The following is a 12,341-nucleotide window of genomic DNA, read 5'->3' as shown; positions in this document are numbered from 1 at the left end:
GCCCCATGCGCCGTTCGAAAATCGTCTGTACTCTCGGCCCCGCGGTCGACTCCCACGAGATGCTGGTCTCCATGATCGAGGCCGGCATGAACGTGGCCCGCTTCAACTTCAGCCACGGCACCCACGCCGAGCACCAGGCGCGGTACGACCGCGTCCGGGCCGCGGCCAAGGAGACCGGCCGGGCCATCGGTGTCCTCGCCGACCTGCAGGGTCCGAAGATCCGCCTGGAGACCTTCGCCGAGGGCCCGGTGGAACTCGAGCGGGGTGACGAGTTCGTCATCACGACCGAGGACGTCCCCGGCGACAAGAGCATCTGCGGCACGACCTACAAGGGCCTGCCCGGCGACGTCGCGAGCGGCGACCAGATCCTCATCAACGACGGCAACGTCGAGCTGAAGGTGCTGGACGTCGAGGGCCCGCGGGTGAAGACGGTCGTCGTCGAGGGCGGCGTCGTCTCCGACCACAAGGGCATCAACCTGCCCGGCGCGGCGGTGAACGTGCCGGCGCTGAGCGAGAAGGACGTCGAGGACCTCCGGTTCGCGCTGCGCATGGGCTGCGACATGGTCGCCCTGTCCTTCGTGCGGGACGCCAAGGACGTCGCCGACGTCCACAAGGTCATGGACGAGGAGGGCCGCCGCGTCCCCGTCATCGCCAAGGTGGAGAAGCCGCAGGCGGTGGAGAACATGGAGGACGTCGTCGCGGCGTTCGACGCCGTGATGGTGGCCCGTGGCGACCTGGCCGTCGAGTACCCGCTCGAGAAGGTCCCCATGGTGCAGAAGCGCCTGATCGAGCTGTGCCGGCGCAACGCCAAACCGGTGATCGTGGCGACCCAGATGATGGAGTCGATGATCACCAACTCCCGTCCGACCCGCGCCGAGGCGTCCGACGTGGCCAACGCGATCCTGGACGGGGCCGACGCGGTCATGCTGTCCGCCGAGTCGAGCGTGGGCGCGTATCCGGTCGAGACCGTCAAGACCATGTCGAAGATCGTCACGGCGGCCGAGCAGGAGCTGCTCAGCAAGGGCCTGCAGCCGCTGGTGCCGGGCAAGAAGCCGCGCACGCAGGGCGGTTCGGTCGCGCGTGCCGCGTGCGAGATCGCGGACTTCCTGGGCGGCAAGACCCTGATCGCCTTCACCAAGTCCGGTGACACCGCCCGCCGGCTGAGCCGCTACCGCGCCACCCAGCCGATCCTCGCCTTCACCACCGACGAGGGCACCCGCAACCAGCTCACGCTCAGCTGGGGCGTGGAGTCGCACATCGTGCCGTTCGTCAACAGCACCGACGAGATGGTCGACCTGGTCGACCAGGAGGTCATGAAGCTGGGCCGGTACAACGACGGCGACATCATGATCATCACCGCCGGCTCGCCGCCCGGCGTCCCCGGCACCACCAACATGGTCCGCGTCCACCACCTCGGCGGCGGCGAGAACGACTGACGCCGGACGCGGACTGCCCGCACGGCCCCGTACGACCACGGACCCGTACGACACCGAGGGCGCCCCCTGGGACCAGGGGGCGCCCTCGGCCTGTGCGGCTCCCGAACGGGTTCGTGGCGGCGGTCAGCCGGTGCCGTCGGTGGTGTACAGGTGCATCCCGGGCACGTGCAGCGTGCCGCCGAACTGGGCGGCCTGCACGACCTTGACGTTGGTGAAGTAGATCAGCGGGATGTTCAGCGGCGGCGGGTTGTCCGGGCTGAACGTGATCGGGATCAGGCCGAACAGGTTGCCGGAGATGCTTTCGGTGTACATCACCGTGTCGCCGTCGCGGATCGTGGACGTGGTGCCCTTGCCGGCCTGGACGTGGTAAGTCTTGCCGGACTGCTGGTCCTTGACCGTCTGGTGCAGGTCGCCGATGTCGGTGCCGCCGGAGATGACGTACTTCAGCGCCTTCTTCTTGGTGCCGTTGGCCGTCTTCACCTCGACGATGCCCTGGTAGTCGGCGCCCTTCAGCAGCAGGGAGCTGGCGTTGAGGTACCAGGGGTCGTCCGCCACCGGCACCGCGTTGTCGACGCCGCTGACGTCGTCCGTGGCGGCCGGGCAGTCCGTGGCGGCCGGGCTCGCGCTGGGCGAGGCACTGGCGGAGGGCGTGGCGGACGCGGTCGGGGCCGGGGTCTCGGTGGCCGTCGCGGTCGCCGTGGCGATCGCGTCCTTCACCGTGTCGCCGGCCGTGCCGGCCGTACCCGTCGTGCCGGCCGTGCCGCTGTCGGAGGACTTCGACGAGGACGACGAGGACGGGGAGTCCGCGGTCGCGCTCGGCGACGCCGACGCGGTCGGCGTCGGGTCGGCGGTGGCCGTGGAGTCGCCGCCGCCGGTGAAGATGTCGCCGATCGTGTCGCCGATGGTGTCGAGCAGGTTGCCGCTCTCGGACGCCGACGGGGTCGGCGTGGCGGTGGCGTCGCTGCCGGAGTCCGAACCCGAGGTGCCGGCGGACGGCGTGGGCGTGGCCTTGTCGCCGGAACCCGAATCCGGCGAAGAACCCGTGCCGGAGCCCGTACCGGAGCCCGTACCGGAGTCCGTACCGGTGCCGGTGTCGGAGGAGTTCTTCGACGTGCCGGCGGTGGACGACGGCGTGGGCGTCGCGGAGTCGGTGCTGCTCGCGGAGGCGGACGGCGACGGCGAGGCCGAGGCGTCGCCCGAGTCCGTCAGGGCGGTCACGCAGTCCTTGTACTCGTCGGCGGTCAGGCTCTTCGCCGTCGGCGACGGCGAAGAGCCGTTGCTGTCGGCGAGGGCGAGGGTCGACGTGAATCCCATCCCCATCAGCACCGCGGTCGGCATCGCGACCGTGGCTATCGCCTTGCCGGCCGGCATGTGGAACCTGGTGAACAGCGGCTTCTTGGGTGCCGCGTGACGCGGCCCGGTTCTCGCACGGGACGCGTCCACGTCAGTCCCGTGGGTCACCTCGTCAGCCGGCACTGTGCCTCCCGTTCGCCCCGTTGGCCGGGCTCGTTCCTGACAGATCGTTCGGCTCGCTCGCCTCGGCCGGCGCCTCGGACTGCGGCTGCGTCTCGCCCGGCGCCGCGGACGGCGTCCCGGCCGGCGCCTGGGCGGGCTCGGGCGCCGTGGTGTCCGGGCCGGCCGCCTCGGGGGCGGTGCCCGTGCCCGCCGCGTCCTTGCGGACCGGCTCTTCGGCGGACGGCACACCCGGCACCCACGACACGGCCATGGCCCCGCCGACCATCGCGAGCAGGAAGCCCATGAGGAAGCCACCGAGGTTGGACACCGGGATGGACACCAGGGCCAGCAGGATCGCCGCGACGCCCGCGAAGGTGCGCACGTGCTTCTGGAACCAGAGGCTGACGCCCAGGACGACGAGCAGCACGCCGATGATCAGGGAGCCGGCACCCCCGGTGGTGGCCATCGCCAACGTCAGGTGACCGAGCTGGAGATGCGCGTACGGGAAGTACATGATCGGAAAGCCGGCGAGCAGGACGAACAACCCGGCCCAGAACGGCCGCGTGCCCCGCCAGGCGCGGAACTGCAGCCTCCGGCGGCTGAACTGGCCGGGTGCGGCAGGAGTCTCGGCGCTCATGGAAAACAGCTCCCTGGTGCGGCGTTGCTGTGGTGGTGGTGCGGTGTAGCGCGATGGTGGTGCGGTGGTGCGGTGTTGGTGCTTGGTGATGCGGTGGTGATCCGTGGGCAAGGCGTGAAGAAGGCGGGGGGAGAGTGGACGGGCGGGGGCGCCATCGGCTCCCCCGCCCGTCATCGAGTGCTTAGTAGCACTCCTTGACACCCGTCGACACCGACATCTTCAGGCCGCTGAGCTTGAAGGTTCCGGCGGTGGTGGCCCACGCCGTCTGCTTCACGCCGGTCAGCTCGGCCTTCTCGGCCTGCTGGGCGAATCCGTACGGGTTCGCCTGCTCGCCGCCGCCCTTCATGCCCGGACCCTTGGAGGCGTCCTTGGCGGCCACACCGATGTCGATGTTCGTGAACGTCGCGTCGGCGCTCAGCTCGTCGAGGTCGATGTAGAGGTTGTCGGCCTCGACCGGCGTGGCGCCGCCGCCCGCCTTCAGGATCAGGCTGACGTTGCCCAGAATCGGGATGTCCGGGGTGACCACGGACTGGCACAGGCCCTTGATGGTCGCGGACTTGAACGCCGAGACCGCCACCGGGTGGACCGTCTTCTTGCCGTCGAGGGTGTACCCCGAGTCAAGCGCGCCGTACTGCGAGAAGCCGGTGCCCTGCAGGGAGTCTGCGGTCACCTTGAACTGCTGGCCGGACACGCTGAAGGACGCGGCAAGAGCGCCCTGCGCGAGGGCGACGCCTATCGCGGCCGTTGCGGCGACGCTGGGCACCATGACCACAGCGAACCGCTTCCATCTGGTCCCGCCACGCACCTGGGACTCCATATTTCCTCCTTCTCGGACGTACATCTCCTGACCCTGACTGCCTCCAGTCGGCGGCTCAGCCGGGCAGGGATGGGAGAAGTGCTACGTCCTCGGGAAGGAGAGCGCCCGCGCTCGGCGGCGCGAGAAACGCGCCCGAATCACCGGCGATCACCCCCGAGCGACAACCACTGGTCGCGCCTGACACGCATCACGCACAACCTTGCCGGACAGGCTTCGCCGGGTGGGCGAAGACCCCCCTGTCCGAGAACCGGCGTCCGTGACGCCGGCTCTGCTCGGTGGGGACCCTGGAACTCCCGCGACCCGACCGGCTGTCGGGGTACGGGAACGGACCGAGCGTGGCCGATCGTGGTGCATTCTCGCCGCCCGCACAAGGGGGTTCGTTACTGGCTAGTAACGGCCGGATAACCGAAGGACGGCCCGGAGGTCTCGGACGGCGACGCAGGGTGCCGTCGAGCCGGGGGGCAAAACTATTGATGGCTGGACAGAATCCGACAGACCGACGCCCATAACTTACTGGCAGTAACAGCGGCCGCGATTACCAAGATTTGGTAAAGCGCGGCCGCAGTGGAACCGCGTCGGCAGATCTTTCACCCGGGCATCACAGACCCGAGTGTTTAACGACTGGTCAGAACAGGGCTGGCGCCCCGCTCAGAACAGGATGCGCACCCCGCTCAGAACAGGGCGCGCGCCAGCGCCCGGCGCGCGGCGGCCACCCGTGGGTCCTCCGCCCCCACGACCTCGAACAGCTCCAGCAGCCGCAGGCGTACGGCGTCCCGGTCGTCGCCCGCCGTGCGCCGCACGGTGTCGATGAGCCGTCCGAAGGCGTCCTCGACGTGTCCGCCCACCAGGTCCAGGTCGGCGGCGGTGATCTGCGCCTGCACGTCGGCCGGCTTCTCGGCCGCCTCCCGGCGGGCCAGCTGCGGGTCCACGCCCTGCACCCGCTGCAGCAACTCCGCCTGCGCGAGGCCGAGTTTGGCCTCCGGGTTGGCCGGGTCGTCGCTGAGCACGTTGCGGTACGCCTGGATGGCGCCCGCCAGGTCGCCCGCGTCCAGGGCCCGCACGGCGGCGTCGAGCAGCGCGTCGTGGGGACTCGTGGGCTTTTCGGGGGCCACCGCGCCGCCGGGCTCGGCATCCGGGTCGACGGTCAGGCCGGTCAGGCCGAAACGCTGCTCGGCGACCTGCACCAGCTGGTCCAGGGTCTGCCGGATCTGCGCCTCGCCCGCGGCGCCCTGGAAGAGGGGCAGCGCCTGGCCCGCGACCACCGCGAACACCGCCGGGATCCCCTGGACCCCGAACTGCTGCATCAGCATCTGGTTCGCGTCGACGTCGATCTTGGCGAGCAGGAACCGGCCGTTGTACTCGACGGCGAGCCGCTCCAGGACCGGGCTCAGCTGCTTGCAGGGCTGACACCACTCGGCCCAGAAGTCGATGACGACGGGCACCTCGGCGGACCGCTGCAGGACGTCGCGTTCGAAGGACGCCTCGTCGACGTCGATCACGAGGTCGGCCGGGGAGACCGCGCCTCCCCCGCCCTGCCGTGCCGCTTCGGCGCGCGCCTGCTCCGCCTTCACCTTGGCCTCCTGGGCCGCCTTCACCGCGGCGAGGTCGACGACTCCGCTCATGGACATGTTCCGTGGCTGCATGCGTCTATCCTCCCCCGTGAGTGCGCGTGTTGTGAAAAGCGGCGGCAAGCCGGTCCGCCGTGTGCGTCGGCGCCGGGTCCCCACCCGCGCCAGTGGTCGTCACTCGCCAGTGGTCGTCACCCGTCGAGCTTTCGCTACGACCCGTAGCGTAATAGCACCGGGTGCCCGGACGGAACCGGATTCCGGTGATCTCCCTCACGGCATCACGGCATCCGCCGGTTATGGTCGGGGGATGCAGAGCCGCACACCCGCCCCGCGCGCCGCCGGACGCCCGCGCAGCGCCGCCGCGGACGCGGCGATCCTGGCCGCCACGCGGCAGGCGCTGGTGGAGCTCGGCTGGTCGAAACTCACCCTCCAGGACGTCGCGACACGCGCGGGGGTGGCCAAGACGACCCTCTACCGCCGCTGGGCGGGCAAGAACGAGCTCGTGGTGGACGCGGTGGCGGAACTCTTCGACGAGCTCGAACTCCCCGACCGCGGCACGCTGGCCGCCGACATCGAGGGCGTGGTCCTGCAGTTCGCCGGCATCCTGGCCCGCCCGGAGGCCAGGAGCGGCCTGATGGCGGTGGTCGCCGAGTCGACGCGGGACGCGGCCCTGCGCGAGCGCATCCGCCAGTCCATCGTGGAACGGCAGAAGTGCCTGGTGGTGGAGGGCCGCGCCCGGGCGCAGGAGCGCGGCGAGCTTCCGGCGTCGGCGGATCCGGCGGAGGCCGCCCGCACCGCGGACCTGATCTTCGACGTGGTGGCGGGTGCGGTGGTCCACCGCACCCTGGTGAGCGCGGAACCGGCGGACGAGCAGTGGGCGCGCGGCCTCACGAAGGTGCTGCTGCTCGGTCTCGCCGGAACCGCTTGAGCGGAACCGCTTGAGCGGAACCGCGTGAAGCGGGCGGTTTCCGCAGTGGACGGTTCCCGCAGAGGGCGGTCCGGCCGCCCGGTCAGAAGCCGGCGGGCTCGGTGTACACCCCCCACTCGTCGCGCAGCACTCCGCAGATCTCGCCGAGCGTCGCCTCCGCCCGTACGGCGTCCAGCATCGGCCCGATCATGTTGGCGCCCTCGCGCGCGGCGGTCAGCATCGCGTCCAGCGCGGAGCGCACGGCGGCGTCGTCCCGTGCGGCCTTGCGGTCGGCCAGCACCCGGACCTGCTCCCGCTCCACCTCGTGGCTGACCCGCAGGATCTCCAGGTCGCCGGTGACGGACCCGGTGTGGACGTTGACGCCCACGACCCTCTTCTCGCCCTTCTCCAGGGCCTGCTGGTAACGGAAGGCGGACTCGGCGATCTCGCCGGTGAACCAGCCGTCCTCGATGCCGCGCAGGATCCCGGAGGTGATGGGCCCGATCGGGTGTCGCCCGTCCGGGTGAGCCCGCAGACCCCGCTCCTTGATCTGCTCGAAGATCTTCTCGGCGTCCGCCTCGATCCGGTCGGTGAGCTGCTCGACGTACCACGAACCGCCCAGCGGGTCGGCGACGTTGGCGACGCCGGTCTCCTCCATGAGCACCTGCTGGGTGCGCAGGGCGATCTCCGCGGCCTGCTCGCTCGGCAGCGCGAGGGTCTCGTCCAGGGCGTTGGTGTGCAGCGAGTTGGTCCCGCCGAGCACCGCGGCGAGCGCCTCGACGGCCGTGCGCACCACGTTGTTGTACGGCTGCTGCGCGGTCAGCGAGACGCCGGCGGTCTGCGTGTGGAAGCGCAGCCACTGGGCCTTCTCGGAGGTCGCGCCGTACACGTCCCGCATCCAGCGCGCCCAGATGCGCCGTGCCGCGCGGAACTTGGCGATCTCCTCGAAGAAGTCGACGTGCGCGTCGAAGAAGAAGGACAGGCCGGGGGCGAAGACGTCGACGTCCAGGCCGCGGGACAGGCCCAGCTCCACGTACCCGAAGCCGTCCGCGAGGGTGTACGCCAGCTCCTGCGCCGCCGTGGCCCCGGCCTCGCGGATGTGGTACCCGGAGACGGACAGCGGCTTGTAGGCGGGGATGCCGGCCGCGCAGTACTCCATGAGGTCGCCGATCAGGCGCAGGTGCGGCTCGGGCTGGAAGAGCCACTCCTTCTGCGCGATGTACTCCTTGAAGATGTCGGTCTGCAGCGTGCCGTTGAGGACGGCCGGGTCGACGCCCTGGCGCTCGGCGGCGACGAGGTACATGCAGAAGACCGGGACGGCCGGTCCGCTGATGGTCATGGAGGTGGTGACATCGCCGAGCGGGATGTCCTTGAACAGCACCTCCATGTCGGCCGCCGAGTCGATGGCCACACCGCAGTGGCCGACCTCGCCCAGCGAGCGCGGGTCGTCGGAGTCGCGGCCCATCAGCGTCGGCATGTCGAAGGCGACGGACAGCCCGCCGCCGCCGTTGCCGAGGATCATCTTGTAGCGCTCGTTGGTCTGCTCGGCGTTGCCGAACCCGGCGAACTGGCGGATGGTCCAGGTACGGCCCCGGTAGCCGGTCGGGTACAGCCCGCGCGTGAAGGGGTACTCCCCCGGCCAGCCGATGCGCTCGAATCCGTCGTAGGCGTCCCCCGGCCGTGGCCCGTACACCGGCTCCACGGGGTCCCCGGAGAGCGTGGTGAAGTCTGCGTCGCGCTTGCGTGCGGCGTCGTACCGGGCCTGCCAGCGTCGGCGGCCCTCCTCGATGGCGTCAGCGTCCATACCCTCGAATTTACTAGGACGTCCAAGTAAATGTCGATGGGGGACCGCCGTACGCACTCGTACGGCGGTGCGGTCGAGGCGCGCGTACGGCGGTGCGGTCGAGGCGCGCGTACGGCGGTGAGGTCGAGGCGCGCGTACGGCGGTGAGGTCGAGGCGCGCGTACGGCGGTGAGGTCCGGGTCAGGCCTTGGCGACGGCCGGGGCCTCTCCGGCGGTCCGGGCCTCCAGCTCGTGGCTGATCCTGCGCTCCACGAAGAAGGCCGCCGTCGGGATCGTCCCGGCCAGCAGCACCCACAGCTGCTTGCCGACCGGCCACTTCGCCTTGGAGCCCAGGTCGAAGGCGAAGACCAGGTAGACGACGTAGAGCCAGCCGTGCGCGATGGCGACGACGCGGGTGAAGTCCGCGGCGCCGTCCATGTCCAGGCCGTACTTGGCGATCATGCTCAGGCACAGCAGGACCAGCAGCACACCGGTGACGTAGGCCATGACGCGGTAGCGGGTCAGCACGCTTCGTTTCATGGATACGAGCGTAACCGTCCGGAAAATCCCCGCGGCGGCGGGGAGCAACACGCCATGACGCGCCAGCGCGTCAGGACGCTCGGAACATCCCCGCGGCGGCGGGGAGCAGCGCACTGACCCAGTGGGAAGACTATTCCTCCTCGAAGTCCCCGGCGGCCAGCCGCAGCGGCCGGAGCATCGCGAAGAGCTCGGCGCATTCCTCGGCGTCGTAGGCGCCCAGGCCGAAGTCCATCGCCATCAGGTCGCGGGTGGCGGCGTCGACCACCTCCCGGCCCTTGTCCGTGATGACGGCGAGGGTGCCGCGGCCGTCGTTGGGGTTGGGCCTGCGGTCCACCAGGCCGGACTTCACCAGCCGGTCCACGGTGTTCGTGACGGACGTGGGGTGCACCATCAGACGCTCGCCGATCTTGGACATCGGCAGCTCGCCGGCCTTGGAGAAGGTCAGCAGCACCAGGGCCTCGTACCGTGCGAAGGTCAGTCCGTAGGGCTTGACCACCGCGTCGACCTCGGCGAGCAGGATCTGGTGCGCGCGCATGATCGAGGTGATGGCCGCCATGGACGGCACGTTTCCCCAGCGCTGCTTCCAGAGTTCGTCGGCGCGGGCGATGGGATCGAACGGGAGACTGAGCGGCTTCGGCACGGCATCAGACCTTACCGGCCGGTCATATGCTGGTCAGCCCCGTCTCGTCTTTCGGTCGGGTGCGGACCGCTTCGCGGGCGAGCAGGGTGCAGCAGGCCGCGCCCAGCACTCCCGCGCCCACGACCGTCGCCGTCACCCCGGCGAACTGGGCGGCCACGCCGGCCAGCGCCATGCCCGCCCCCTGGATCGTCATCAGCCCGGCGGTGAGCAGGGTCATCGCCCGGCCCCGCGACTCCTCCGGCACGGCCCGCACGAACCACTGGTCCAGTCCCAGCGTGTACGCCGAGCCCGTGCCCGAGACCGCGAGCAGCAGGAGGGACACGGCGAGGCCGGGACGGAAGGCGTACCCGGCGTACGGCAGCAGGGTCAGGCAGACCAGGGGCAGGGCGATCCGCTCCCGGGTGGCGGGGCGCAGGCGGGCGCCCGCGTACAGTTCGCCGGCGATCGCGCCGGCCGGCAGCGCGCACATCAGCAGGCCGAGCCCTACGGAGCCGGCGGCCAGTTGGTCGGCGTAGGGCGCCGCCAGCGCCTCCGGCACCACCGCGAACATGGGCGGCACCCAGAACAGCAGGAGCAGCACGCGCACGCGGCGGTCGGCGAGCAGTTGCCGGGCGCCGCCCTTGGGGGAGTCCTGCGCAAGGGCGCTTCCGACGCCGGCGCGGGCGGGCCTGCGCCGGGTGCCGAAGCGCAGCAGGACGGCCGAGGCGCAGAAGGTGCCCACGGTGATCAGCAGCGCGTGGCGCGGCGACACGGCGACGAGCAGCAGGCCGCCAAGGCCGTAGCCGACGAGCAGCGCGCTCTGGGAGACGATGCGCAGCAGGGAGCGGCCGAGCACGAACAGGTCGCCGTCGCCGAGGATGTCCGCCAGCGTGGCCATCCGGGTCCCCTGGAACACCGGCGAGACGACGGCCACGCAGCAGCGCAGGGCCAGCAGGACGGCTGTGTGGGTGCCGGGGGCGACCATCAGGGCGGTGCACGCGGCCTGTGCCAGGTCGCACACCACCAGGACCCGCCGGGCCGGGAAGCGGTCGGCGATCCCCGCCAGCAGCGTTCCGCCCACCGCGTACGGCAGGAAGCCGAGGGCGAAGGTGAGGGCGCTCATCAGGGGTGAGCCGGTGAGGTCGTAGATCAGGACGGACAGGGCGATCTCGCTGACGATCACGCCGAGGAGGGACAGGGCGTGGGCGGCGAAGACGGCGCGGAACTCGCGGACCGCGAAGACTTGGGTGTAGCCGGGTGGGGGTGCGGGGGCGGGTGGGGGTGCGGGGGCGAGTGGGGGTGCGGGGGCGGGTGCGGGGGCGGGTGCGGGGGCGGGTGCGGGGGCGGGTGCGGGTTCGGGTGCGGGTTCGGGGGCCGGTGGGAGGGGTGGTGCGTGGTCTGGCATGAGCAGCAGCTTGGGTGAGGGGGGGTGGGGCATTCTAGAGATTCGGGGGTGTCCGAATCTTGGGAGTGTCGTGCCCTCATATCTGCACTTCGGGGAGGACGACTTCCTCCGGTGCCGCTTCGCCGTGTCCCCGTTGTGGGAGACGCAGCAGGCCGTGCGCATGCTGAAGCATCCCGAGCGGCACGGCTACCACGCGCACTGGCTGCGCCGCACGGGCCGCGCGGCCGCCGCGCTCGATCTGACGGACCTGTGGCTGCTGATGCCGCGGCACGGGCACTGCCCCGACTGGCTCTGCCCGCCGCCGATCGGGCCCGCGGCCGGTTTCGAGGAGGAGATCGCGGCCGTGCGGGCGAGCGACCCGGAGGAGGCCCGCGCGGACACCGCGAAGTCGCTCGCGGACACCCCGGGCGCGCTGGACTCGGCGCAGGCCAGGAGGTGGCTGCGGGATCCGGCACGCATGGTCCGGGAGCTGTCCGACGCGATGGAGGAGGTCTGGCGCACCCTGCTCGCTCCGGACTGGGCCCGGCTGCGCGCCCTGCTGGAGGCCGACGTGGCCTTTCACTCGCGGCGGCTGGCCGAGGTGGGGCTGGGCAGGCTGCTGCCGGAGATCAACCGGCGGTTCGGGTGGCGCGCCGGGACGCTGACCGTCGAGTTCCGGGGGCGGCACGAGCGGCATCTCGGCGGGCAGGGGCTGGTGCTCATGCCGAGCGTGTTCCTCTGGCCGGACGTCGTCAGCACCTTCGACCCGCCGTGGCAGCCGACGCTGGCCTATCCGGCCCGCGGGATCGGCGGGCTGTGGGCCGCGCCGGACGACCGCGCTCCCGAGGCGCTCGTACGGCTGCTCGGGCGGGGGCGCGCCGCCGTGCTCGCCGCGCTGGACGAACCCGCCGCCACCACCGCGCTCGCCCTTCGGCTGGGGCTCGCGCCGTCGTCGGTGTCGGCCCACCTGACCGTGTTGCGCGAGGCCGGGCTGCTGACCTCGCGCCGGTACGGGCATCAGGTGCTGTACGAGCGGACGCCACTGGGGATCGCGCTGGTCTCGGGGGACGGGTGAACGGCTCTGGGCGCGTGGGGGGGGGCGGGGGGGGGGGGGGGGGGGGGGGGGGGGGGGGGGGGGGGGGGGGGGGGGGGGGGGGGGGGGGGGGGGGGGGGGGGGGGGGGGGGGGGGGGGGGGG

At 71.6% G+C, this 12,341-nt stretch carries 11 protein-coding genes; 3 read left to right on the top strand and 8 right to left on the bottom strand.

The window, feature by feature from the left end:
- Positions 1-5 precede the first annotated feature (5 nt).
- Positions 6-1,436, top strand: a complete 1,431-nt coding sequence (pyk, locus tag ACH4ZX_RS21265) for a pyruvate kinase (RefSeq protein ID WP_398274797.1) — start codon at positions 6-8, stop codon at positions 1,434-1,436.
- A 123-nt stretch (positions 1,437-1,559) separates the two neighbouring features.
- Here the strand turns inward: pyk and ACH4ZX_RS21260 are convergent, their stop codons facing one another.
- The 4 genes from ACH4ZX_RS21260 to ACH4ZX_RS21245 form a co-directional block, all read right to left on the bottom strand.
- Positions 1,560-2,912 carry a hypothetical protein gene (locus tag ACH4ZX_RS21260; RefSeq protein ID WP_398274794.1) on the bottom strand — a complete coding sequence of 451 codons (1,353 nt, stop codon included), beginning with the start codon at positions 2,910-2,912 and terminating at the stop codon, positions 1,560-1,562.
- A complete protein-coding gene (locus ACH4ZX_RS21255) occupies positions 2,902-3,528 on the bottom strand; it encodes a DUF6114 domain-containing protein (protein WP_398274791.1) in 627 nt (208 codons plus the stop codon). The genes ACH4ZX_RS21260 and ACH4ZX_RS21255 overlap by 11 nt, the downstream gene beginning before the upstream one ends.
- Before the next feature lie 181 nt (positions 3,529-3,709).
- Positions 3,710-4,345 carry a DUF6230 family protein gene (locus ACH4ZX_RS21250; protein ID WP_360753599.1) on the bottom strand — a complete coding sequence of 212 codons (636 nt, stop codon included), beginning with the start codon at positions 4,343-4,345 and terminating at the stop codon, positions 3,710-3,712.
- Between the two features lie 671 nt (positions 4,346-5,016).
- Positions 5,017-5,988 carry a tetratricopeptide repeat protein gene (locus ACH4ZX_RS21245; protein WP_398274788.1) on the bottom strand — a complete coding sequence of 324 codons (972 nt, stop codon included), beginning with the start codon at positions 5,986-5,988 and terminating at the stop codon, positions 5,017-5,019.
- A 232-nt stretch (positions 5,989-6,220) separates the two neighbouring features.
- On the opposite strand from ACH4ZX_RS21245, the gene ACH4ZX_RS21240 reads away from it, so the two are divergent.
- On the top strand, positions 6,221-6,841 hold the full coding sequence (locus ACH4ZX_RS21240; RefSeq protein ID WP_398274785.1) for a TetR/AcrR family transcriptional regulator: 621 nt from the start codon (positions 6,221-6,223) through the stop codon (positions 6,839-6,841).
- A gap of 82 nt (positions 6,842-6,923) precedes the next feature.
- On the opposite strand, the gene ACH4ZX_RS21235 is transcribed toward ACH4ZX_RS21240, so the two are convergent.
- The 4 genes from ACH4ZX_RS21235 to ACH4ZX_RS21220 all read right to left on the bottom strand — a co-directional run bounded on the left by ACH4ZX_RS21235 (position 6,924) and on the right by ACH4ZX_RS21220 (position 11,166).
- On the bottom strand, positions 6,924-8,624 hold the full coding sequence (locus tag ACH4ZX_RS21235) for a methylmalonyl-CoA mutase (RefSeq protein ID WP_398274782.1): 1,701 nt from the start codon (positions 8,622-8,624) through the stop codon (positions 6,924-6,926).
- 179 nt (positions 8,625-8,803) lie between these two features.
- Positions 8,804-9,142, bottom strand: a complete 339-nt coding sequence (locus ACH4ZX_RS21230) for a DUF3817 domain-containing protein (RefSeq protein ID WP_398274779.1) — start codon at positions 9,140-9,142, stop codon at positions 8,804-8,806.
- 130 nt (positions 9,143-9,272) lie between these two features.
- A complete protein-coding gene (locus ACH4ZX_RS21225) occupies positions 9,273-9,782 on the bottom strand; it encodes a MarR family winged helix-turn-helix transcriptional regulator (protein ID WP_398274776.1) in 510 nt (169 codons plus the stop codon).
- A gap of 22 nt (positions 9,783-9,804) precedes the next feature.
- Complete coding sequence (locus tag ACH4ZX_RS21220; RefSeq protein WP_398274774.1) at positions 9,805-11,166, bottom strand: MFS transporter; 1,362 nt, start codon at positions 11,164-11,166, stop codon at positions 9,805-9,807.
- A gap of 70 nt (positions 11,167-11,236) precedes the next feature.
- On the opposite strand from ACH4ZX_RS21220, the gene ACH4ZX_RS21215 reads away from it, so the two are divergent.
- Positions 11,237-12,220, top strand: coding sequence for a DUF5937 family protein (locus ACH4ZX_RS21215; protein ID WP_398274771.1), 984 nt, complete (start codon positions 11,237-11,239; stop codon positions 12,218-12,220).
- The last annotated feature ends 121 nt before the right edge of the window (positions 12,221-12,341 follow it).

The organism is Streptomyces sp. NPDC020490, assembly GCF_044335305.1.
Taxonomy (GTDB): Bacteria; Actinomycetota; Actinomycetes; order Streptomycetales; family Streptomycetaceae; genus Streptomyces.
Note: the sequence above shows the minus strand (reverse complement) of the source record. Positions and strands in the feature narration are given on the sequence as shown.